Origin of the sequence: Cellulomonas sp. CW35 (genome assembly GCF_052378485.1) — a bacterium.
Lineage (GTDB): Bacteria > Actinomycetota > Actinomycetes > Actinomycetales > Cellulomonadaceae > Cellulomonas > Cellulomonas uda.
On the sequence record NZ_CP199000.1, the window covers coordinates 3,175,604 to 3,198,140 of the forward strand.

At 74.4% G+C, this 22,537-nt stretch carries 20 protein-coding genes and 1 tRNA gene; 6 read left to right on the forward strand and 15 right to left on the reverse strand.

Annotated features, from left to right (window positions below):
- Nucleotides 1–93 precede the first annotated feature (93 nt).
- Both ACT17Q_RS14460 and ACT17Q_RS14465 read left to right on the forward strand, forming a co-directional pair.
- Complete coding sequence (locus ACT17Q_RS14460; protein ID WP_444663281.1) at nt 94–3,942, forward strand: S8 family serine peptidase; 3,849 nt, start codon at nt 94–96, stop codon at nt 3,940–3,942.
- 171 nt (nt 3,943–4,113) lie between these two features.
- Complete coding sequence (locus ACT17Q_RS14465) at nt 4,114–4,644, forward strand: hypothetical protein (protein WP_444663283.1); 531 nt, start codon at nt 4,114–4,116, stop codon at nt 4,642–4,644.
- A 24-nt stretch (nt 4,645–4,668) separates the two neighbouring features.
- Here ACT17Q_RS14465 and ACT17Q_RS14470 read toward each other — a convergent pair whose 3' ends face one another.
- The 6 genes from ACT17Q_RS14470 to ACT17Q_RS14495 all read right to left on the reverse strand — a co-directional run bounded on the left by ACT17Q_RS14470 (nt 4,669) and on the right by ACT17Q_RS14495 (nt 11,095).
- Nucleotides 4,669–5,634 (reverse strand): 5'-3' exonuclease, encoded by a 966-nt coding sequence (locus tag ACT17Q_RS14470; RefSeq protein WP_444663285.1) that lies wholly within the window; start codon nt 5,632–5,634, stop codon nt 4,669–4,671.
- A 63-nt stretch (nt 5,635–5,697) separates the two neighbouring features.
- Nucleotides 5,698–6,303: a DUF4203 domain-containing protein gene (locus tag ACT17Q_RS14475; protein ID WP_268534742.1), complete on the reverse strand. Its 606-nt coding sequence runs from the start codon at nt 6,301–6,303 to the stop codon at nt 5,698–5,700.
- 143 nt (nt 6,304–6,446) lie between these two features.
- The gene (locus ACT17Q_RS14480) at nt 6,447–7,892 is read right to left on the reverse strand and encodes a hypothetical protein (RefSeq protein ID WP_444663288.1); all 1,446 of its coding nucleotides are present in this window, start codon (nt 7,890–7,892) and stop codon (nt 6,447–6,449) included.
- A 117-nt stretch (nt 7,893–8,009) separates the two neighbouring features.
- Nucleotides 8,010–8,726 (reverse strand): RNA polymerase sigma factor, encoded by a 717-nt coding sequence (locus ACT17Q_RS14485; protein WP_444663290.1) that lies wholly within the window; start codon nt 8,724–8,726, stop codon nt 8,010–8,012.
- Nucleotides 8,727–8,877: 151 nt separating this feature from the next.
- Nucleotides 8,878–10,476 carry a MinD/ParA family ATP-binding protein gene (locus ACT17Q_RS14490; RefSeq protein WP_444663292.1) on the reverse strand — a complete coding sequence of 533 codons (1,599 nt, stop codon included), beginning with the start codon at nt 10,474–10,476 and terminating at the stop codon, nt 8,878–8,880.
- 184 nt (nt 10,477–10,660) lie between these two features.
- The gene (locus tag ACT17Q_RS14495) at nt 10,661–11,095 is read right to left on the reverse strand and encodes an ATP-binding protein (protein WP_232514539.1); all 435 of its coding nucleotides are present in this window, start codon (nt 11,093–11,095) and stop codon (nt 10,661–10,663) included.
- Between the two features lie 154 nt (nt 11,096–11,249).
- Between ACT17Q_RS14495 and ligD the strand changes: the two genes are divergently transcribed.
- On the forward strand, nt 11,250–12,335 hold the full coding sequence (gene ligD / locus ACT17Q_RS14500) for a non-homologous end-joining DNA ligase (protein WP_444663295.1): 1,086 nt from the start codon (nt 11,250–11,252) through the stop codon (nt 12,333–12,335).
- Nucleotides 12,336–12,338: 3 nt separating this feature from the next.
- Here the strand turns inward: ligD and ACT17Q_RS14505 are convergent, their stop codons facing one another.
- The gene (locus tag ACT17Q_RS14505) at nt 12,339–13,460 is read right to left on the reverse strand and encodes a M15 family metallopeptidase (protein ID WP_444663297.1); all 1,122 of its coding nucleotides are present in this window, start codon (nt 13,458–13,460) and stop codon (nt 12,339–12,341) included.
- Nucleotides 13,461–13,595: 135 nt separating this feature from the next.
- Here ACT17Q_RS14505 and ACT17Q_RS14510 point away from each other — a divergent pair, with 135 nt between their 5' ends.
- Nucleotides 13,596–14,837 carry a hypothetical protein gene (locus ACT17Q_RS14510; RefSeq protein ID WP_157732679.1) on the forward strand — a complete coding sequence of 414 codons (1,242 nt, stop codon included), beginning with the start codon at nt 13,596–13,598 and terminating at the stop codon, nt 14,835–14,837.
- A 21-nt stretch (nt 14,838–14,858) separates the two neighbouring features.
- On the opposite strand, the gene ACT17Q_RS14515 is transcribed toward ACT17Q_RS14510, so the two are convergent.
- The 3 genes from ACT17Q_RS14515 to ACT17Q_RS14525 all read right to left on the reverse strand — a co-directional run bounded on the left by ACT17Q_RS14515 (nt 14,859) and on the right by ACT17Q_RS14525 (nt 16,992).
- Nucleotides 14,859–15,575, reverse strand: coding sequence for an endonuclease/exonuclease/phosphatase family protein (locus tag ACT17Q_RS14515; protein ID WP_444663299.1), 717 nt, complete (start codon nt 15,573–15,575; stop codon nt 14,859–14,861).
- Between the two features lie 314 nt (nt 15,576–15,889).
- Nucleotides 15,890–16,183, reverse strand: coding sequence for a hypothetical protein (locus ACT17Q_RS14520; RefSeq protein ID WP_141320223.1), 294 nt, complete (start codon nt 16,181–16,183; stop codon nt 15,890–15,892).
- 137 nt (nt 16,184–16,320) lie between these two features.
- Entirely contained in the window at nt 16,321–16,992 is a 672-nt protein-coding gene (locus ACT17Q_RS14525) for an arsenate reductase/protein-tyrosine-phosphatase family protein (RefSeq protein ID WP_444663301.1), read from the reverse strand.
- A gap of 46 nt (nt 16,993–17,038) precedes the next feature.
- Here ACT17Q_RS14525 and ACT17Q_RS14530 point away from each other — a divergent pair, with 46 nt between their 5' ends.
- Entirely contained in the window at nt 17,039–17,515 is a 477-nt protein-coding gene (locus ACT17Q_RS14530) for an arsenate-mycothiol transferase ArsC (RefSeq protein ID WP_244937718.1), read from the forward strand.
- Between the two features lie 75 nt (nt 17,516–17,590).
- On the forward strand, nt 17,591–17,950 hold the full coding sequence (locus tag ACT17Q_RS14535; RefSeq protein WP_444665404.1) for an arsenate reductase ArsC: 360 nt from the start codon (nt 17,591–17,593) through the stop codon (nt 17,948–17,950).
- Nucleotides 17,951–17,996: 46 nt separating this feature from the next.
- Here ACT17Q_RS14535 and arsA read toward each other — a convergent pair whose 3' ends face one another.
- The 5 genes from arsA to ACT17Q_RS14560 form a co-directional block, all read right to left on the reverse strand.
- On the reverse strand, nt 17,997–19,769 hold the full coding sequence (arsA, locus tag ACT17Q_RS14540; RefSeq protein ID WP_268535155.1) for an arsenical pump-driving ATPase: 1,773 nt from the start codon (nt 19,767–19,769) through the stop codon (nt 17,997–17,999).
- A 9-nt stretch (nt 19,770–19,778) separates the two neighbouring features.
- Entirely contained in the window at nt 19,779–20,165 is a 387-nt protein-coding gene (arsD, locus tag ACT17Q_RS14545) for an arsenite efflux transporter metallochaperone ArsD (protein ID WP_444663304.1), read from the reverse strand.
- Between the two features lie 99 nt (nt 20,166–20,264).
- Nucleotides 20,265–20,567 carry an ArsR/SmtB family transcription factor gene (locus tag ACT17Q_RS14550; protein WP_307722673.1) on the reverse strand — a complete coding sequence of 101 codons (303 nt, stop codon included), beginning with the start codon at nt 20,565–20,567 and terminating at the stop codon, nt 20,265–20,267.
- Between the two features lie 205 nt (nt 20,568–20,772).
- Nucleotides 20,773–20,848 (reverse strand) — tRNA-Thr (locus ACT17Q_RS14555).
- Nucleotides 20,849–20,971: 123 nt separating this feature from the next.
- Nucleotides 20,972–22,489 carry an alpha/beta hydrolase gene (locus ACT17Q_RS14560; RefSeq protein ID WP_268535159.1) on the reverse strand — a complete coding sequence of 506 codons (1,518 nt, stop codon included), beginning with the start codon at nt 22,487–22,489 and terminating at the stop codon, nt 20,972–20,974.
- Nucleotides 22,490–22,537: the final 48 nt, after the last annotated feature.

Consider the following 22,537-nt stretch of genomic DNA (forward strand, 5'->3'; position numbering starts at 1 on the left):
GATCAGTAACGTGCGCCGCACGTCTGCTCCGTGCCGCCCATGACGGCCGGCACGGCACCGCCGACGTCCCGAGAGATCCACGAAGGGGCACGCATGTCACGACCAGTCCGGCGACCAGTCCTCGCCTCAGCCACAGCGGTGTCCGTCGCGCTCACGAGCGCGCTGCTCGCCACGTCCGCCACGGCCACGCCGTCCGGTCCGGACCTCTCCGACCGCCCGGACGCGTCCCGGGTCTCGACGACCCTCGCCCAGGCGCGCAAGACCATCGGGTTCTCCGCCGACGACGGCCGGATCACGGCGCTCGTCGAGCTCGACACGGCCACGGGCGTCGAGGTCGCGGCCCAGGGTGCCGACGCGGTCCTCGACGCCGCCGAGACGACCGAGGCGCTCGCGCAGGACGTCGTCCCCGCCGAGCTCACCGCGAAGAACGCGGACTCGGCCACCCCCAAGCGGCTCGGCACGGTCACCAATCTCATGGCGGGCACGCTCGTCACGGGCGACGCGGAGAAGATCGCGGCGCTCGCCTCGTCGGACAAGGTCACGGCGATCTACCGCGTCGCGACGAAGAAGCCGATGAACGCGGGCAGCGACACGTTCACGCGCGCGCTGCAGACCTGGCAGGACACGGGCAACACGGGTGAGGGCGTCTCGATCGCCGTCATCGACACGGGCCTGGACTACACGCATGCCGCGTTCGGCGGTGCGGGCACGCAGGACGCGTACGACGAGGCGTACGGCGAGGACGGCACGCAGCCGGTCGACCCGTCGTGGTTCGACGCGGCCAAGTACGCGGGCGGGTACGACTTCGTCGGCCCGGACTACGACGCGAGCCTCGAGGAGCCGGGCTCGACGGACGTCCCGGCGCCCGACGAGAACCCGATCGACTCGCTGTCGACCTCCCCGAACTCGGGCCACGGCACGCACGTCGCCGGCACGGCCGCGGGCTACGGGGTCGACGCGGCCGGTGAGACGTTCGAGGGTGACTACTCCGAGCTCACGGACCTCTCGGACTGGAAGGTCGGCCCGGGCTCGGCGCCGCATGCCTCGATCTGGGCGTTCAAGGTGTTCGGCGACATCGGCGGCTCGACCGACGTCACCGCCCTCGCGCTCGACCGCGCGGCGGACCCGAACGGCGACGGTGACCTGTCCGACCACGTCGACGTGGTCAACATGTCGCTCGGCTCGGACGGCTCCCCCGCGGACGACCCGGACAACGTGCTGGTCGACCGTCTGACGAACCTCGGCGTGGTCGTCGCGGTCGCGTCGGGCAACGCGGGCGACATCACCGACGTCGGCGGTGCGCCGGGCAACGCGGCGAGCGCGCTGACGGTCGCCAACTCGGTGGCCGCGCCGGTCCTGGACGCCGCGCGCGTCGAGGACGCGTCGGACGCCGCGCTGGAGAGCCGGACGTTCGCGGGCCAGAACTCGGTCGCGTACGCGGGTGCGGACGTCACCGCGCCGGTCGTGTCGCTGGGTGAGACGTTCGACGGGTGCTCGGCGTTCACGACCGAGCAGGCCGCCGCGGTCGCGGGCAAGATCGCGTACCTGTGGTGGGACGAGACGCCGGCGCGTGTGTGCGGCTCGGTCGCCCGCTTCAACAACGCGACGGCCGCGGGTGCCGTGGGCGTCGTGCTGCCCACGGACGTCGCGGTCTTCTCCGCGGGCATCTCGGGCAACGCGGCGATCCCCGGCTTCCAGATGACGCGGACGACGACGGAGGCGCTCCTGCCCGAGATCGAGGCGGGCACGCTCACGCTCACCATCGGTCCGGGCCTCGCGATGCGTGGCGCGCAGGACGGTGCTGCCGACCTGCTCAACTCGAGCTCGTCGCGCGGTGTGCACGGCTCGCTCGGCATCGTGAAGCCGGACGTCGCGGCGCCCGGCACGGGCATCCTGTCGGCCGCGTCCGGCGGCGGCGCCGCCGGTCACGTGCTCTCGGGCACGTCGATGGCGACCCCGCACGTCGCGGGCATCGCGGCGCTGGTCCGCGCGGAGCACCCGGGCTGGACCGCTGCGCAGGTCAAGGCGGCGGTCATGAACACCGCGACGCACGACGTGACGACCGAGGCCGACGGCGGCGGGATCGCCTACGGCCCCGAGCGCGTCGGCTCCGGCCGCGTGGACGCGCTGGCCGCGGTCAGCACGGACGTCATCGCGTACAACTCCGACGACGCGAACCTCGTGTCGGTGTCGTTCGGCGTCGTCGACGTGGCGGACGAGGTCGTGACCCGCAAGGCCACGCTCAAGGTCGCCAACTACGGCACCACGGCACGCACGTACGACACCGCGTTCGTCGCGGCGTCCACGGCGGGCGGCGCGTCGGTCACCGTCTCGCCCGCGCAGGTCACGGTGCCTGCGGGCGGCAAGGCGGCGACGGTCACGCTGACCCTCACGGCCGACCCGAGCACGCTCGAGCGCGAGATCGACCCGACGCAGGAGGCCACCCAGTTCGGCGAGGAGCGCGAGTACGTCACGACCCTCTCGGGCCGTGTCGTCCTGACCTCCACGGACGACGACCAGGAGCTGCGCGTGCCCGTCCAGGCCGCGCCGCGCCTCGTCGCCGACCTGTCGGCGTCGAAGGTCACGTTCACCGACGGCTCGTCGTCCGCGGAGCTGGGGCTCTCGGGCCGCGGCGTCGACGCGGGCGGCTGGACGTCGCTCACGTCGCCGCTGATCCTGGCGCGCACGAGCCCCCGCCTCGAGCGGGACGCGTCGCTGACGACCTCGGCGTCGGCGATCGCGTCGGGCGACCTGCGGTACGTCGGCTGGTCGTCGAACGCGCAGTACTTCGAGTCGCTCGGCATCCCGAGCGACTACGCGACGCTCAACATCGGCATCGCGACGGACGGCGACTGGGCCTCGATCGGCACCACGATGATCCCGGTGATCGACACCGACATCGACGGTGACGGCGAGGCGGACCTGCAGTCGATCGTCACGAAGTACGACCCGGAGGTCGACGTCACGGTCGTGCTCACGTACGACCTGCACGCGGACCCGTCCGACGGGCCGGTCGACGTGCAGTACGCCAACGGCGTGACCGGTGCCGACACCGGGCTGTTCGACAGCAACGTGGTCGTCGCGCCGATCGGTCTGGAGTACGCGGGCATCGAGTCCGGTGCGACGCCGACCGTCCAGGTGTGGACGTACTCGCCGTACGCCCGCGACGAGGTCGTCGACTCGGTCGCGCCGTTCACGGTGTCGCCGTTCGACGCGCCGTTCTGGTTCGAGACGCAGGACTTCGTCCTGTCCGTCGGCGACGACGGCGTCTCGATCCCGGTGCACCGCTCGGCGACCGCGAAGTCCGGCAAGCTGCTCGTCCTGCAGCACCACAACGCGGGCTCGGCGCGCGCGCAGGTCGTGGACGTCAGCGTCCCGGTCCGCACGGCGACGAAGCTGGCGTTCACGCCGGGCAAGACGCACGCGGACAAGGCCACGCTCACCGCGACGGTCTCCCCCGCGGCGGCGGGCAAGGTCGAGTTCTTCGACGGCCGCACGTCGCTCGGCAAGGTGACAGTCTCGAGCGGCAAGGCCACCAAGCAGGTCGCGGTGACCCTCGGGTCGCACTCCTACAAGGCGGTCTTCACGCCGACGAGCCCGACGGCGTACGGCTCGTCCGGCTCCGCGGCGGTCAAGGTCACGAAGTCCGCGACCACGACCTCGCTGACGCTGTCGCCGACGACCGTGAAGAAGGGCACCTCCGCGAAGGCGGTCGTCACGGTCAAGAGCACCTCGAAGCCGCCGACCGGCAAGGTGGTCATCAAGGAGAACGGCAAAGTGATCGCGTCGGGGACGCTCAAGGTCTCCGGCACGACCGGCAAGGTCACGATCACGCTGCCGAAGACGCTGGCGGTGGGCAAGCACTCGCTCACGGCGTCCTACGCGGGCTCGGGCTACACCGGCAGCTCGTGGAAGACGGCGACGCTCACGGTCACGCGCTGACCCTCACCCGCGCGTCGGCCTGAGTCGACGACGCGGACCGCGACGGGGTGTCGCGGCGGGCTCCGGCCCGCTGCGGCACCCCGTCCGTGTGTCCGCCGGAGGCTGGCAGCCGCGCGGAGCAACTCGGTGCATGTGTCTCATGTCACGTCCCGGCCGTGCCGATGACGGGGCATGACCACGTTCGAGGACCTCGACCTCGGCGAGGCGTTCGGCGACTTCGGTGGCGCGGCCGCTGCGCCCCGCCGACGCTCGCGCGCCTGGGGAGCCGCCGCGTTCCTGCTCGCGATCGCCCTGCTGGTGGTGGGTGTCGTCTGGCTCGACGCCGCCCGGCGTTCGCCCGTCGACGTGAGCGCCGCACCGTCGGACCTCGTGCCCGCGCTCGCCGCGGAGCAGACGGCCGCGGACCGGATCGCCGACGCGGACCTCGACCTGATCGACGTCGTCACCACGACGACGCGCCGGCTGGGCACGTCCGCGTGGGGCGAGCACTACGTGGGCCTGACGGCGGGCGGTGCGGTGTGCCTGCTGACGGTCGTCGAGGGCGACGTGCCCGGGCAGTCCTGCGCACGCCCGACGACACACCTCGCGCTCACCACGGCGGACGTGGACGGCCGCGACGTGGTGTGGCTCGCCGCGCAGGGTGCGGGGCCGACCGACGCCAGCTGGGCGCAGCTCGCCCCGAACCTCTGGGTGCGCGACTGACGCGACGCCGACGCGTGCGCCGGGTCAGCCGGCGAGCGCCGTCACGACGCGCGTGATCGACGACGCGATCCCCCACCGCTCCGCGAGCGCGACGAGCGCGTCGGGGTCCGCGGGCGTCGCGGGCAGCTGGTCGTCGACGTCCGGCACGGGTGCGTCGTGCGCGACCCGCACCACGCGCGGCGCGACCGCGAGGTAGTCGGCGGCCTCGGTGAGCCGGCGCAGCTGCGTCGCGGTCAGGCCGCGGTCGCCCGCGTCGCGCGCCGCGAGCACGCCGTCGAGCGAGCCGTACCGCCGCACGAGCGCGGCCGCGGTCTTCTCCCCGATGCCCGGCACACCGGGCAGCCCGTCCGACGGGTCGCCGCGCAGCGCCGCCATGTCCGCGTACGCGGCGCCGGAGTCCACGTCGTACCGCTCGCGCAGCCGCGCCAGGTCGACGACCTCGAGGTCCTTGATGCCCTTGACGGTGTAGAGCACGCGCACGCGCGTCTCGTCGTCGACGAGCTGGAACAGGTCACGGTCGCCCGTCACGACGTCCACGGGGTCCCGCTCGTCGGCGGGGCGGGCGCGTTCGCGCGCGACGAGCGTGCCGATCACGTCGTCGGCCTCGAACCCCGGCGCGCCGAGCCGCGCGATCCCGAGCGCCGCGAGCACCTCGGCGATCACGGGCACCTGGGGCGCGAGCGTGTCCGGGACCTCCTCGACGCTCGTCGTGCCGCCGCCCGGCGCCGGGACCTGCGCCGCGACGCGGTGCGCCTTGTACGAGCCGATGGCCTCGACCCGGAACGCGGGACGCCAGTCGTCGTCCCAGCACGCGACGAGGCGCGTGGGCCGCCGGTCGACGACGAGCCGCGCGATCATGTCGAGCAGGCCGCGCACGGCGTTCGTCGGCGAGCCGTCGGGCGCGCGCCCCACGGACTCGGGCACGCCGAAGTACGCCCGGAAGTACAGCGACGCGGTGTCCAGCAGCAGCAGCGGTCGACGGTCCGTCATCGGTTCGTGGTCCTCACCCGGGCCACCGTAGAGGAGACCACCCCCACGGGAGCAGACCCCGCGTCACGCGGCGGGTGCCGGGGGTGCGGCGGCCGTCTGCTGCGGCGGCAGGCCGAGCCGCTCGCGGAACAGCCGGCGCTGCACGTACCAGCCGGTGCCGGCGACCGCGAGCCACACGACGAGCATCACGGTCTGCTCCCAGCCCTCGTCCGGGTGCGCGAGGAACCCGAGCCCCTCGGGCCACAGCGCCGCGACACCGGACAGGATGACGCTCGCGCCGCCCAGCGCGGTGCACCACAGCAGCGCGCGGCGCGCGTACTTCTCCGCGAGCAGCGCGCACGCGAACGCCGTGACGACGACGAGCACGATGCCGAGGAGCGCGCTCGTGCCCGGGTCCGCCAACGCGGACCACAGCTTCGCGCCGATCACGGCCCCCGCGACGAGCCCGACGACGAACGTCGCGAACCGGAAGACCAGCGACACCGTGAGCCACACGAGGACCGCGGAGCCCAGCCCCACCCACAGCGCGGTCCACGGGTCCGCGTCGAACGCGTCCGCGACCAGGTACCCGATCGCGAACCCCGCCGCGAGCAGCGCGAGGTTGACCGAGCGCACGCCGTAGAAGCACAGCAGGACGCCGACGAGCAGCACCACCAGGGCCGTGGTCACGTCGCCCACGCTAGACCCGCAGCTCACGCCCGGCACGACGGAAGGCCGGCCGGTGCTGGTGCGCACCGACCGGCCTCACGTCCCTGCCCGTCCCGGGGACGTACCCACCCGGTCCGGACGACGAGCACGTGTCCCTCGGACTCCTAGCGCGTGAGGTCGAGCTGGTCGTCCGCGACGGCGATCACGCTCCACGTGGCGCCCGAGCCGTCGGACAGCTCGTACGCCGGGACGAGCACCGAGGCGCCGTCCTCGAGCACCTGCAGCGCCACACCGAGCCGCGCGTCCGTGATCGCGACCTGCGTGACGGGCCACGCGATCGGGTCGCCCGCGCGCGGCGTCGCCGGCACGGTCGGCTCGTCGGCCGTCGCCGCCTCGGTGTCGAGCTTGTTCTCGAGCACCGCGCCCCCGCGGGCCGAGGCCGCGAGCGGCCACACCCCACCCCAGCCGCCCGCGAAGCGCGGGTCGTTGAGCCGCTCGACCGCGTCGGCCGCGCTGACCACGTCGTAGTCGCCGAGCTCGACGACCGGCGCGAGCGGGCCGTACGCCGACTGCACGCCGTCCGCCATGACCGTGAAGTTCCACACGGCCTGGGTCGCCTGGCCGTCGACGACGAGCGTCGCGAGCACGTTGGTGCCCGCACCCTGGTCGGTCGTCACGTCGAACGTGAAGTCGTCCGCGTCGAGGCCGAGATCGTCGAGCGTGGCCTCGGCGGCCGCGGTCGCGTCCTTCGCCGACGGGCCGTCCTGCGCGCAGTCCGCGCCGCCCGTGGACCCGGGCTCGGCCGCACCCTCCGGGACGTCGCCGTTCGGCTTGTCGGGCATCGAGATCTGCTCGCAGCCCCACGGGTCACGCGTCGGGTCGTAGTAGGCGATGCTCGCCAGGCCGTCGGCGCTCAGGCTCACGGTGGGCGCCGAGCCGTCGAGCGCGCCGATCGTCAGGCCGTACTCGTCGCTCAGCTCACCGGAGACGCCGAACACCTTCGCGGCCGCGCGCAGCGTCGCCTCGGAGTACACCGACGCGGCGTCGAACGCCCACGCGGCGTGCTCGCCGGTCGCGTCCGACAGGCCCTCGCCGTGGAACACCTGCCGCCCGCCGTAGCCCCACGCGGGCATCATCCGATCGTCCCCGCCCTGGAGCTCGGCGGGCACCTGCAGCGAACCTACGCTCGAGGGCCCCTCCGCAGGGTGCGCCGGATCCATGGCCCCGTCGACCTCCTCGCTCGCGCCCGCCGCCGACGAGTCCAGCGAGATCGCCGCCGCGACCTGCGGCGAGCCGCCCTGCGCACCGATCGCGTAGCCGCCGCCACCGACGGCCGCGAACGCGGCGACCGCCGCCGCGGCCCCCACCCAGCGGGTGCGGCGCAGGCGTCGGGCGCGCGCCGCGGCGAGCTCGTCATGCTGCTCGTCGTGCTGCTCGTCGGGCTGCTCGTCATGCTCCGGCATCCGCACGCCCGTGCTCGCGGCGAGCGCCGCGTGCAGGCGTCCCGTGTCGAGCGTCGCGCCCGCCGCGGGGTCCGCCGCCGTGACGCGGCGCAGCGCGTCGTCGACGAGCGCGGGGTCGACCGGACGGTCGTCGTCGTGCGTGCTCACGGCTCCTCCAAAGGGTCCTGCGCGTCGTGCCGGACGCGCGTCCTGCCCCCTCTGTGTGCGGGGCGCGTCGCGTCTTGCACGACGAGCGCGGCGCACCGTCCCCAGCTCGTCCTCGGCTCAGTCCTGGTCGTCCGACGAGGCCGCCCACGCCGCGGCGAGCCGCGAGCGGGCACGGCTGAGTGCGGCGTCCGCACCGCCCCGGCCGATCCCGAGCACGTCCGCGAGCGCCTGACCCGTCAGGCCCTCCCACGCGTTGAGCAGGACGATCTTGCGGTCGCGCGGGCTGAGCGCCGCGAGCGCGGTGCGCACCTGCTCGTCGTGCACGGCGCGCAGCGCGGGGTCGTCGTCGTCGACCGTCTCCGGCAGGTGCTCGACCGGCACGGGCCGGCCCTTGCGCCGGTGGTTGGCCAGCACGTACCCCGCGGTCCGGTAGAGCCAGGGCAGCTCGGCACCCTCGGGGACGTCGGCGCGGCGGCGCCACGCGATCGTCAGCACGTCGGCCGTGAGGTCGTCGGCATCCTGGCCCGCGCGGCGCACGAGGAACCGGAACACGTCGCGCTGGTGCGCACGCACGAGCGCGGTGTACCAGTCGGCGCCGCGGTCCGGGCGCGTCGCGTCGTCGGGCGCGTCGGTCGAGAGCTCGTCGGCGTGCGCGTCGTCGGCGTGCGCGTCGTCGGCCGCCTCGTCGCGCTCGTCGTGGTCGTCGTCGGTCACGTCGTCACGCTCGTCGTCGGGCGCGTCGTCGCAGGCCTCGTCGCGCGGCAGCAGGCGCAGCGCGACGGGGCTCGTCCTCTCGGGCACGTCGGCCAGGGCGGCCAGCTCGTCGCGTGACACGGGCACCTCGTCTCGTCAGTCCTCGACCGGCAGTGCGGGGCGCGCGACGGCACACCCTGCACCCCTCCATGTCGCGAGACCGAGGCTTCTTGCACACCTCGCCGCAGACTCCTCGTCCGGCCGCACGCCCGACGACGCGCACGGCCGCCGGTCAGAGACCGTCGGCGACGATCGCGGTCGCGCGCAGCCACGCGTCACGCGTCGCGGGACGCAGCGACTCGTACGCGATCGGCCCGCCGGACACGAGCGACGGGTCGTACGGGACCTCCACGACCGCGCGCGTCAGCGCCCCGAAGTGGCTGCGCAGCCGCTTGCGCAGGTCCTTGTCGATCTTGCGGTCCGGCGCGGACAGGATCGTCACCGCGCGGCGCACCGCGTCGTCGTTGCCCGTCGCACGCAGCGCGTCGAGCGCCCACGCGGCGGACTGCGCGGTGTCCTCGCGGATCGTCGAGACGACGACCACCTGGTCGGCCGCGTCGATCGCCGCCTGCCAGTTCGACGCCCGCATGTTGTTGCCCGTGTCGATCACCAGCACGCGGTAGAACCGCGACAGGACCCGGTGCAGCGCGGCGAACGACGCCGCGTCCATCGACGACGCCGACCCGGCGCTCTCGTCGGACGCGAGCACGTCGAACTGCTCGTCCGTCTGCGTGCGCACGTACCCGTCGAGGTCGCCCACCCGGACCGTCGCCGCACCACCGAGGGACGGCAGCGCCTGCAGCAGGTCGACCGCGGTGTGCTGGTGGTCGGTGTGCGCCGAGCGCCAGCCGAGCGTGCCGCGGGTCTCGTTGTTGTCCCACGCGAGCGTGTAGCCGCCGCGCTGCAGGCCGAACGTCGCGGCGAGCAGCATGGTCGCGGTCGTCTTGTGGGCGCCGCCCTTGGGGTTGAGCACGACGACCGTGCGCGGGCCGTCGAACGTGCGCCGCACCGCGGCGGTCTGCACGCGGCGCTGCTGCTCCGCGCGCCCCGGGCCGAGCTTGACGCCACCGAACGTCGCGCGCCGCAGGCCGGCGCGCCAGCCCTGCTCCGCGGGACCCGTCGAGGCCTGGTGCCGCTTGGCGAGCAGGTCGTCGAGCGTGGGCAGCGTCGCGGAGGTGCGCTCGGCCTCGCGCGGCGGCGTGTCGACGCTCGTCGCGCCCGCGGCGGAGGCTGCCGGGCTCGCCGGGTCCGCGCTCGTCGAGCCTGCGCTCGTCGAGGACCCTGCGCCCGTCGGGGACCCTGCGCTCGTCGGGAACCCGGTGCTCGTCGGGGAGGCTGCGCTCGTCGAGGACCCTGCGCTCGGCGACGGCGCGCCGGTGGTGGTCGTGGCGGCACCCGGGAGGGACGCGGCCGCGGCGGGCCCGGCGAGCTCGGCGTCGAGCGCGCTCGCACCGGATCCCGGAACCGCAGCCGGCGCGGGGACCTCGACTCCGTCGGCGGCCGCGAGCGCGGCCTCGGCGACCGTGGCGGCCTCCGCGGTCGCGGCACCCGCCGCGTCGTTCGCCGGAGCCTCGTCCACCAGGCCGTCCGGGTGGATCAGCAGCGACCACATGCCGTCGGGGTCGCGGACCTGGACGGGGACGGGCGCACCCACCTCACCGGCGATCGCGGCGATCCGCTCGGTGATCGCCGCGCCCGCCTCCTGGAGGTTGGCCATGCGGATGCGCTCGATCACCCCGTCGACCGAGATCTGCCCGGTGCCGTCGTCCCGCACCTCCGCGGTGACCTGCGGCAGCCGCGCGATCCGGGTGGTGCTGTCGGTGTCGCTCATCGGTGGTCCCTCCTCGTCGGCCCCCCGCTGGCGAAACTACGCGAATGTCCGGTTCCGCGCGCGCGCCGGAGCAGGCGAAAACCTCGCGCGACCTGCGGGGGATGGCCCCGATCCTCCCATGAGGATGCCTCGGGCACCGATCGGCCGCCGTCGAGCCGACCCGCTGCGGCACGCCGTCCGAGGGTCAGGAGTCGTCGACCTCGAACCAGACGACGGTCCGGCCGGGCTCGTGCGTGGTGCCCCACGCGGACGACAGCGCGTCGACGATCGCCAGGCCACGCCCGTTGGGCGCGGTCGGCTCGGTGCGGCGCAGGTGGGGTGTGCCGCCGCCGTGGTCCGTGACCTCGACGTGCAGGACGCCGGCGGTCACGGTCACGCGCACCACCACGTCGCTGTCGTGCGGACCGTGCACCACGGTGTTCGCGACGACCTCTCCCGTCAGCAGCTCCGCGACCTGGTTCGCGGCGCCGCCGATGCCCGCGTCCGCCGCGATCTGCATGACCCAGTGCCGCGCGGTCCGGGGCGCCGAGGGGGTCGCCGTGAGCACGAGCTCGTCGTGTACCTCGGGCGCGCGCAGACGCACGCTCGCCGCGCTCCGGATGTCCCTCACCTCGCCCACGCCAACAGGGTGCACGACGATCCGCGGTTCCGCCGGTCGAACGTCCCGATCGTGGACACGCGGGATCCCGGACGCGGGGGTCTGCGTGGTGGGCACGCGGGCATCGTGCCATCACCGAGTGACGCGCGTCACCTGGGACACCTAGGTTGTGGACATGCCGTCCAAGACTCCCGCGACCGAGATCGACGTCCGTGGCCGGACCGTGCGCGTGTCGAGCCCGGACCGGATCTACTTCCCGGCGCGCGGGCTGACGAAGCTCGACGTCGTGCAGTACTTCGTCCAGGTCGGGGACGGGATCCTCGGCGCGCTGCTCGACCGTCCGACGACGCTCGAGCGCTGGCCCAAGGGCGTGTTCGAGGGTGCGAAGCTCGCGACGCGCGCGGACTCGTCGGGCGACGCGTTCTACCAGAAGCGCGTCCCGGCGGGCGCGCCCGACTACGTGCGCACCGCCCGGATCGCGTTCCCGTCGGGCCGTACGGCCGACGAGGTGGCGCCCGGCGAGCTCGCCGTCGTCGCGTGGGCCGCGAACCTCGGCACGCTCACGTTCCACCCGTGGCCCGTCACGTCGCAGGACGTCGAGCGTCCCGACCAGCTGCGCATCGACCTCGACCCGCAGCCCGGCACCGACTTCTCCGACGCGGCGCGCGTCGCCCCGCACGTGCGCGAGCTGCTCGCCGAGCACGGCCTCGAGGGCTGGCCCAAGACGTCCGGCGGGCGCGGCATCCACGTGTTCGTGCCGATCGAGCCGCGCTGGACGTTCGTCGAGGCCCGCCGCGCGACGATCGCGTTCGGCCGCGAGCTGGAACGCCGCCTGCCCGGCGAGGTCACGATGAAGTGGTGGAAGGAGGAGCGCGGCGCCAAGATCTTCGTCGACTACAACCAGATGGCCCGCGACCGCACGATCGCGTCGGCGTACTCGGTGCGCACGAACGCGCGCGCCACGGTCTCGGCGCCGCTCACCTGGGACGAGGTCGCGGACGTGCACCCCGACGACTTCGACGTGACGACGATGCCCGCGCGGTTCGCCGCCGTGGGCGACCTGTTCGCGCCCCTCGCGGCGCACGCCCCCGGGCGGTTCTCGATCGACTCGCTGCTCGAGCTCGCGCAGCGCCAGGAGCACGACGAGGGGCACGGGGACCTGCCGTACCCGCCGGAGTACCCGAAGATGCCCGGCGAGCCGCCGCGCGTGCAGCCGTCCCGCGCGCGCAAGCCGGCGAGCGAGGCCGACGACGAGGGCTGAGGCTCAGCCCACGTACTCGAAGTGCCAGTACTCGGGGTTGCTCCCGCCCTGGCGCGCCCACGACGGCTGCACCCAGCCGAACGACGGCCCCGTGCCCACGAGCCACGTGTGCTGCGGTGTGCCGTACCCGTACTCGCACGGCAGCTCGGGTACGTCGAGTGCGTACCCCGTGCCGTGCTTCGACGTCCCGGGCCGGGCCGCGATCGAGCCGAGCGCCTCGCGCATCGCGACCTGCGTCGCGTAGTCCCGGTACGTGAGGTCCAGGTCGAGGTCGTGCCCGAACTCCGCGCGGAACGCGACGTTGAGCCGCTCGAGGGCCGCGGTCGCCTCGGTGCGCAGGTAGTACCGCGTGCCCTTCGGGTCCACGCCCCAGGACGTGGCCGCGAGCATCGACCCCGGCAGCCTGCCGTTGGAGCCGTCGCCGCCCTTCGTCGGCGGCGACGTGTAGAACGGCGGGCCGTCGTACGTGGTGCGGCACCGGTCGTCGTCGGACCCGCCGGGGTCGCGGCCGGCCGGTGGTGGCGCGGGCGTGCGGGCGGCCTCGCGGGCCCGCGCCTCGCGCTCGGCCACCCACTCCTCGTGGGACGCGGCGACCGCGGCGCGGGCTGCGACGACCTCGGCCGCGAGCGTGCGCAGCGCGGCGACCGACCCGCCCTCTCCCGCCGGCCCGCCCCCGCCCGCCGAGCCGCCCTCGCCCGCCTCCGCGTCCTGCGGCGTGGACTCGAGCGCGTGCTTGGCGCGCTGCAGCACCTGCGCGAGCGCGTCGCGCACCGCGTCGTCGGCCACCTCGCCGTCGGTCGCGTCGAGCGTCGCACCGCCGTCCTCGACCGCGGCGAGCAGCGCGGACCGGGCCTCCTGCCGGGTCGTCGCCGCGAGCGAGGCCGACGCGCGTGCGGCCGCCACCTCGCGCGCGGCCGCGTCGTCGGCGAGCGCCTGCGCCGCGACGCTCGCGGACGCGCTCGCCTGCGCGTCCGCCGCGGCCGCGTCCCGGCGCCCGTCCAGCACGCCGACCCCGACGGCGGCACCGGCGAGGACGCACAGCACGACGGCGCCCGCCACCGCCACCCGGCGGGCCGTGCGTCGGGCCGTGCGGTGGGCCGTGCGGCGTGAGGTCCCGGAGGCCATCGGGCGAGTGTGCCGGGTGGAGGAACCGGACGCAACGCACGGACCACCCGGCCCGTGCGACCCGTCCGGGTGCAACTCGCGCACATCGGCCCCGGTCCGCTCAAGCGGCACAGGTCGCACGCCGATGGCATCGGCATGACCGAAGCCTCCGCCATCCCCGCGGCGGGTGCTGCCGCGCTCGCCGCCGCCGGGATGCGGGAGCTCACCGCCGACGAGCGCGGACACCTCGACCGGCTGCGCGGCCACCTCGCCGCGAGCGGCGCGCCCGTCGCGACGGTCGAGGGCCTCGGTGACCTGCTGCAGGCCGCGCACGCGGCGTGGGTCACGACGCCCGCGGGGCAGCGGCCCGACCCGAGCCCGATGATCACGTCCATCGCGGTCGGCGTGGGCGACCTCATCCGTGCGTCCGCGCCCGCCGCGCGGTGGGTCCTGCACGTCGACGGGCCGTCGGCCTCGCCCGCGCTGCTGTCCACCGACGGGTCGGCCGCGGTGGTCCCGTTCGCCGACGTCCGGCGCCGCTGGGCCGACGGCGCCGCGCGCGCCGACGAGCGCGCGGCGGGCGGTCACGGGCCCACCGACCCGGCCCAGCCCGACCCGACCGAGGTCGAGGGCGACGCCGCGTGGCTCGAGCGCTACGTGAGCGCCGCCGCCTCGCACCTCGCCGCGGCCGAGGCCGCGCCCGCCGCCCCCGAGCCGCACGAGCCCGCCGTCGACGTGCAGGACCACGTGCGAGACCACGTCCCCGCGCCGCGCCCGCCCGTCCCCGACGAGCACGCATGGGAGCCCGAGCACGCGTACGCCGCCCCGGACCACCCCGTCGAGCCGGCGCCCGACACCGCCCCGCGCGGACGCCGCGCGACCCACGCCCGCGGCGCGGCCGAGCTCCCCGACGAACCCGTCGTGCGCTACCGCACGCCCGGCGAGCTGCCGTACGTGCCGTCCGTCGACGCCCAGAACCTCGCGCTGCGCGCGCTCGACCGCGGCCTCACGCACGCGATCTCCGACGGGCCCGCGCCGTTCGCGCTGCGCGACGACGGCACCAACGTGCACGTCAAGTGGTTCCACGCCGACAACGACGAGGCCCTCGGCCTCGCGGAGCGGTGGGTCGCGGACGGCATCGGGCTGCGCGCCGCGATCGGCTGGGTCGTCCCGCTCGACGACGACGCCGCGGCGCACCTGCCCGGGCTCGGCGCCGTCCCGCCGGACGACACCGCGGCGTCGCTCGGCGCCGACCACGCGGTCGTCGTGCTCGCGTCCGACTCGCGCATGCCCGGCATGGTCGTGGCCCACCGCTTCTCCAGCGGCGCGCGCACGGGCGCGGCGGGCTGCCCGATCGGCGAGCCCGTCGTCGTCGGCCCCTGCCCGACGGTCCTGTAGCGAGCGGCCGCCGGCCCCGCGTCAGGCGACCGCGAACTCGACCCACAGCGGGTAGTGGTCGCTCACGCGCCACGACACCTCGGTGCGCGACAGGCCAGGGAACACGTGCGGGAGGAAGTCGAACCCGCCCGCGCGGCGCGTGTACGTCAGCCCCTCGAGCAGCGACGCGCCCGTCGGCTCCGAGAACCACGCGACCTGGTCGTAGAAGTGCCGGTCGTTGTCGTCGTCGAAGATGGTGCGCGGCACCTGGTCCAGCTCGCTCGGCGCCCACAGACCCGTCGAGACGAACGCCTCGTACAGCGGGTTGCCCAGGCGGTCGAGGTTGAAGTCCCCGAGCACCAGCAGGTTCGAGCTCCAGTCGTCCTCACGGTCCGCCCACCGGCGCATCCACTGCGCGAACTGCTCGATCTCCACCACGCGCGCGGCGGGCGTCCCCCACAGCACGTGCACGGTCGTCAGGACGAACGACACCGGCTCCCGCGCGTCCTCCGCGGCCCGCACCCGCTCGAACCCCACCGCGTACGGGGTGCGCGCGAACTGGTCGGCGGCCCGCCCCGCGACCGGCGGGAGCACGATCTCCCCCACGAGCCCCGAGGGCTCGACTCGCGACGAGTCGTACAGGAACGCGAGCCGCTCCCCGTTGCCGGCGCTGCCCTCCGTGACGTCGGACGCGAGCACGCGCCACGTCGGCCCGAGCCGTGAGCGCAGGAACCGCAGCGCCCCGGTCGAGCGACGCACCCTCCTGCAGCGCCACGACGTCCAGCTGCTCGACGACCGCCGCGACCAGCGCGACCGCCGTCCAGTCCCGCTTGGGGGACGTGCGCGGTCCGGCGGCCCACGTGGGGCTCACGTCACCGAACGCGCGCAGGTTCCACGTGCCGATCAGCAGGTTGTCGTCCGTGCGGGGCGGGACCGCCGCCCGGACCTGCGCGCGCAGCGCCTCGACCTGCGCCACGACCTGGTCGGGCGTCGCCGGCGGACCCGTGGGCACGCTCACCCCTCCATGGCACCACCGCGCGGGTGGGCTCACCACCCCCGCAGCGGGCGAAGTCTCACGCCTGCGGCGCGCGCCCCTCGTCCGCCGTCGCCTCCGGCTGGGCGGGCGGCTCAGCGGGCGACTCGGCGGGCGGCGCGGCCGGCGGTTCGACTCGCGCCGCCACGGCCGCCGCGCGCACGCGCACGACGGTCGCGACGAGCCACACGACGCCGATCAGCGCGAACGGCCACGGGTAGCGAGGCGCCGAGAACACGGCGGCGACACCGATGACCAGACCCGCGGCGAGCGCGGACAGCACCTGCCGGTCCCGCAGGACGCGACCGAGGACGGACCGAGGCTTCGAGGACATGCCGCCATTCTCCCCGCCCGGGCGCACGACGAAGCCGCCTGCTCCCGCTGGCGGCGCACGGGTGCGGCCAGCAGTGCGTCCTGCTGGTCGACGGTCAGGGCGGGGCGCGTGCTGGACGTCGCCGCACCTCCTGAGGGTCAGGACATGACGAGGCGTGGTGCGAGGTCGCCGACCCTGCGACCGAGCTCGGCGACGGCGAGGTCGAACGCGTCGTCGGTGCCGGCGGGCACCGGGTCGGGGATGGACCAGTGGACGTCGGCGGTCAGGCCGACCTCTTCGTGGGCGCGGTCGCACACGGTGATGACGAGGTCGTCCTCGCGTCGCACGGAGTCGAGGTGCTGGGGGTGCTGGTCGCGCAGGTCGAGGTCGTGACGACCGGCGGCCGCGACCGCGCCAGGGGCGATGGCGGAGGCCGGGTGCGTGCCGGCGGAGACGGCGGGGATGGTGCTCGCGCGACGCCAGAGGGCGACGGCGAGGTGGGAGCGGGCGGAGTTCGCGGTGCAGATGAACAGCACGCGCGGCGGCTTGGGGAGCGCGGTGGTGAACGGTCCGAGCTCGGTCGACAGGAGCCGCAGGTAGGTGCGGCGCCGGTCGCCCTCGGAGCGGGTGCGCTCGACCAGGCCGTGCTCGACGAGGACGTTGACGTGGTGCGCGAGCAGGTTCGAGGGCATGGACAGCTCGGCGGCGAGCTCCGACGGAGAGGCGTCGCCGCGGGAGAGCAGGTCGACGACGGCGAGACGTCCGGGGTCCGACAGGGCCCCGTGCAACGCGGCTCGGCGCTCGACCTGACGCATCCACTCAGTGTTCATTGAGTCAATCTTGACTGAGTGGCACGCCGCCGGTCAACATGTCGGCGTGACCTCTTCCGAACGGCCGTCGGCCCCACCCTCGCTCGGCCGACGCCTCACCGCCGAAGGCGGTCCTGGCGCGATGATCAACGTGCTGTTCGTGTGCGTGCACAACGCCGGCCGCTCCCAGCTCGCCGCCGGGCTCGCCGAGGCCATCGGCGGCGGTCGCCTGAGCGTCGCCTCGGCCGGCACGGAGCCCGAGGACCACGTGAGCGACGTCGTCATCGGTTCGCTCGCCGAGGTCGGCGTCGACTGGACCGGCCGCACCCCGACGCGCCTGACACGCCAGGCCGTCGAGGCCGCCGACGTCGTCGTCGCACTCAAGCCCTCCCTCGTCCTGCCGCAGGTCGACGGCGTCCGCTACGAGACCTGGCCGCTGCCCGACCCCGCAGGCTGGGACCTCGACGGCATCCGCCCCCTGCGCGAGCACCTGCGCGAGCGCATCGAGTCCCTGGCGTCGAGCTCGACACCCACCACACCCTGAAGGAGCACACCCGTGACCACGACCGACTCCCCCAGCGTCCTGTTCGTCTGCGTGCACAACGCCGGCCGCTCCCAGATGGCCGCGGGCTTCCTCACGGCACTGTCCGGCGGCGCCGTCGAGGTGCGCTCGGCCGGCTCGATGCCCGCCGACCAGGTCAACCCCGTCGCCGTCGCTGCGATGGCGGAGGTCGGCATCGACATCGCTGCCGAGCAGCCCAAGATCCTCACCGCCGACGCCGTGCAGTCCTCCGACGTCGTGGTCACCATGGGCTGCGGCGACGCCTGCCCCTACTTCCCCGGCGTCCGCTACGAGGACTGGAAGCTCGACGACCCGGCCGGCCAGGGTATCGAGGCCGTCCGCCCCATCCGTGACGAGATCCGCACGCGGGTCCTGGGCCTGCTGGACCAGCTCGGCGTCCGACCGGTCAGCGCATGACGAGCGTGCGCGACCTCGTCATCGTCGGATCGGGCAGGCCGGCGGCTCAGCCGGTCGCGGTCGAGCCGAGCACCGATGAGCTCGTCGCCAACGCCCTGAGGCCCTCGACATCGACCGGCTCGGCCGCCTGGAGCGCGATCACCGCGTGGCGAGGCGCGAGCATCTCGACCCGGTCGAGGTAAGGGCGCTCGGCCTGGGCGCGCCGGCGGAGCAGCGCGCTCCTCGGCCGGGCCGCAGCCAGCGACTGGTCGACCACCCACGCCCACGGATGGATCCCGGCCCGCTCGAGGTCCGCGGCCAGCTCCTCGGCCTCCAGCACCGGGGTCATCTCCGGAAGGGTCGCGACGATGACCCGGGTGTGGTCCCGGTTCTGCAACCGCATCAGGGGTGTGGTGTAGGAGACGCCCTCGGCCATGTGACGTGCGATCTCTCGGTGGTAGGACCCGGTCGCGTCCATCAGGAGCAGGGTGTGGCCGGTGGGCGCGGTATCCATCACGACGATGCGTCTGCTCGACTCGTGCACCACCCGGGAGAACGCCTCGAACACCGCGATCTCCTCGGTGCACGGGCTCATGAGGTCCTCGGCGAGCACAGCGCGCCCGGCGTCGTCGAGCCGCTTGCCCTTGGTGGACATCACGCGAGCGCGGTAGTCCGCCACGGCCTGCACAGGGTCGATCCGTGAGACGCGCAGGCCCGGGACCTCGGCGAGCGCGGGGTCGATGCGCCCCGCCGGGTCCGTCGTCGTGAGATGGACGTCCAGACCTCGGTCCGCGAGGGCCACGGCGATCGCGGCGGCGACGGTGGTCTTGCCGACCCCGCCCTTCCCCATCGTCATGACGAGCCCCGTGCCGGTGGCGGCGAGCTCGTCGACCAGCCTGTCGAGACCCGGCGCCGCGACGTCCTCCAGGTCGGACGTCTCGTCCGCCGACCCCTGGGGTGCGTCGTCCAGCAGCGCGCGCAGCGCGTCGAGCCCCGTCGCGTTCACGGGCTTGAGGCTCACCTCGTCGCGCCGGATCGACCTGAGACCGGCGGGCATCTCGGCCAGTGCCGCCTGCTCGCGCTCGCGGATCGCCGCACCGAGCGCGTCGTCGGCCGCATCGACGGGAAGGACGGCGTTGATCACCAGCGCCGCGGGCGCGATGCCGATCGCGGCGAGCTCCTCTGCCGCGCGGGCGACCTCGGCCAGGCTCGACGGCTGCGGGCGAGCCACGAGCACCAGTGCGGTCCGCGTCGGGTCCGTCAGCGCCTCCACCGCGCCCGCGTACACCGCGCGCGCCTGGTCCAGGCCGGACAGCGGACCGAGGCACGAGGCGTCGCCCTTGCCACCGTCGAGGAACGTCGTCCAGTCACCGGGCAGCTGCAGCAGCCGCAAGGTGTGACCGGTGGGCGCGGTGTCGAAGATGACGTGGTCGTAGGCGGCCGTCGTCTCGGGGTCTGCGAGCAGCGACGTGAACTCGTTGAACGAGGCGACCTCCGTCGTGCACGAGCCGGACAGCTGCTCGGTGATCTCGGCGATCTCCTTGGCCGGCAGGAGATCCCGCACCGGGCCGATGATGCGCTCGCGGTAGGCCTCCGCCGCCTGAGCCGGGTCGATCTCCAGCGCATCGAGGCCGCGCACGGCGGGGACCGGCGTGATGCGGTTGCCGATCGTGATGCCGAAGACCTGTCCGACGTTGGACGCGGGGTCGGTCGAGACCAGCAGGACCCGCCGCCCACGGTCAGCAAGCCGGACAGCAGAGGCGCACGCCAGCGACGTCTTGCCGACGCCACCCTTGCCGGTGAGCAGCAGGACGCGGGCAGGGTCGTCGAGGTAGCGCATCACGCCCCCTCAGCAGCAGGAGGACGACGAGCCGCCGCAGCAGGTGCCACCGCCGGCGGAGGTCACGGCGGTCAGCGGGAGCTCGCCGCCCGGCTCGAGGCCCGCGTACCGCACGAGCTCGGCTCGCGTCGGGTAGCGCCCCGTCAGCACGATCGCGCCGTCGACCACGACGACGGGCAGGCCGTCGGAACCGGACACGCGCAGGAACTCACGGACCGGCTCCACCTGGGAGAACGCCGCCGGGTCGTTGGCGAGGTTGTGGCGAGCGGCATCGGCGCCCCGCGTGACCACGTGGTCGAGGTCAGCCGTGAACGCGAGGAGGGACTCGCTCGGGTCAGGACCGCAGACGCCGGTGTTGCAGCACAGGGCAGGTTCGAAGACGCGGATGGACGGCATGACCAGATCCTTCGACGAGAGTGACGTGACCCCTCGAACGTATCGACGCATCGACAAACGTCGAAGCGACCAAGGTCCCGCCGTCGCCGCCGGCGGCTCTCAGCGCCGGCCGAGGACCGCGTCTGCTGACGCACCGAGAAGCTCACGCGCGCCGGGCGCCACCGCGAAGTGCGCCCACCTCCCCTGCTGGCGTCGCGTGACAAGCCCCGCATCCGCGAGGATCTTCATGTGGTGCGAGACCGTCGGCTGCGACAGCCCGACAGGCTCGGTCAGGTCACACACGCAGGCGTCACCACCCGGCGCCGAGGCGATGATGGAGAGCAGGCGCACGCGCGCAGGATCGGCCAGCGCCTTGAAGGTCTTCGCCACCTCCGCCGCACGCGTGGGGTCGATCGCACCCACGGGGGCCTCGCACAGGCATGCGTCGGCGAGGTCGGTCGCCAGGGGATGCGTCGTGGTCACACCGCGATCGTGTCACATCGACCGACATCGAATCGGCGGTCGAACGTCTCGAGGTGCCGGCAACGGTCGACCGCCCCGCCCGCCCGCGAGACACGAAACCCGCGCCGTTCCAGCCTGAGATGGCTGGTCAGACGCGGGTTCCTGGTGGAGCCGCCTTGGGGAATCGAACCCCAGACCTTCTCATTACGAGTGAGACGCTCTGCCGACTGAGCTAAGGCGGCGCTGCCGGGACTGGTCAGGACCAGCCGGTCCGGCGAGCGCGCCCACTGTACCCGTAGGGGTGCCGGGTCTCCAAAGCGAGCCGTCGTCGGTCCGCCCGGGGCCCACCACCGGCCGTCGGCGCGTCAGCAGCGGGTGCCCTCCGCAGGGACCTCGCCGTCCAGCAGGTACGCGTCGACGTTCTCGGTGACGCAGTCGTTCGAGCGCCCGTACGCGGTGTGCCCCTCGCCCTCGTAGGTCAGCAGCACGCCCGAGTCGAGGATCGACGTGAGGGCCACGGCCTGCTCGTACGGCGTCGCGGGGTCGTTCGTCGTGCCGACGACGAGGATCGGCGCGGCGCCGGTCGCGGAGTAGTCGTCGAGCCCACCGACCTCGGGCACGGCCCACTGCGCGCACAGCACGCCGCCGTACGTGAACAGCGAGCCGACGGTCGGCGCCGCGGCGACGATGCGCTCGGCCTCAGCAGCCATCTCGTCCGGGTCTGCCGTGGGGCGTCCGTCGGCGCAGCCGATCGACCAGAACGCCTCGGTCTGGTTGGCGGAGTAGGTGCCGTCCGACGAGCGGTTGTAGTACGCGTCGGACAGCGTGAGCAGGACCGAGCCGTCGTCGTCCTGGATCGCGGCGCGCAGGCCGGACGTCAGGTAGCTCCAGTACGACTCGGAGTACAGCGTCACCGCGATGCCGGTGAACGCGAGCGCCTGCGTGAGGGGGCGGTCGTCGTCGCCCGTGTCGAGGGGTGCGGAGCGCGCCCGGTCGAGCAGGCGCCGGACCTGCTGCATGCCGTCGTCGACGCCGCCGCCGAGCGGGCACGACGCGCCCGCCTGGCAGTCCGTCACGTACGCGCGCAGCGCGTTCTCGAAGCCCACGGCCTGCTCGAGCGCCGACTGCTCGGGCGTGAGCGTCGGGTCGATCGCACCGTCGAGGACGAGGCGCCCGACGTTGCCGGGGAACAGCGCCGCGTACGTCGCGCCGAGCTGCGTGCCGTACGAGTAGCCCAGGTAGTGCAGGCGGTCGTCACCCAATGCGGCACGCAGCACGTCCAGGTCACGCGCCGCGCTCACGGTGTCCACGTGCCCGAGCAGCGGGCCCGTGCGCTCGAGGCACGCCTGCGAGAAGTCCGCGTAGCGGTCGATCGCGGCCTGCACGCCCTCCGGTGTCGAGTAGTCCGCGTCGAACGCGGTCAGCTCGTCCATCTGCGGGCCGTCGTAGCAGGCGATCGCGGGCTCGGAGTGCTGCACGCCGCGCGGGTCGAAGCCCACCAGGTCGTACCGCTCCTGCACGTCGTCGCTCACCGTGTCCCGCGCGCTCGCCAGGAAGTCCAGGCCGGACCCGCCGGGGCCGCCCGGGTTGAGCAGCAGCGAGCCGATGCGGTCGCCCGAGGCGCGGCTGCGCGCGAGCGCGAGGCTCGTGGTCTCGCCACCCGGGTCCGCGTAGTCCACCGGCACGACGGCGGTCGCGCACTCGCCCGCGTCGCAGTCCTCCCACTCGAGCCGCTGGGAGTAGAACCGCTCGAGGTCCGCGTCCGGCGCGCTCGACGCGTCCGGGGCGGAGGTCGCCGCGGAGCCGGCGGTGGTCTGGACGGACGACTGGTGCTTCGTCGTCGGCGAGCAGCCCGCGACGACGAGCGCCACGACGACGAGCACCCCCGTCAGGACGCCGCGGCGCGAGCCGGCGGCCGCGACCGGGGACCG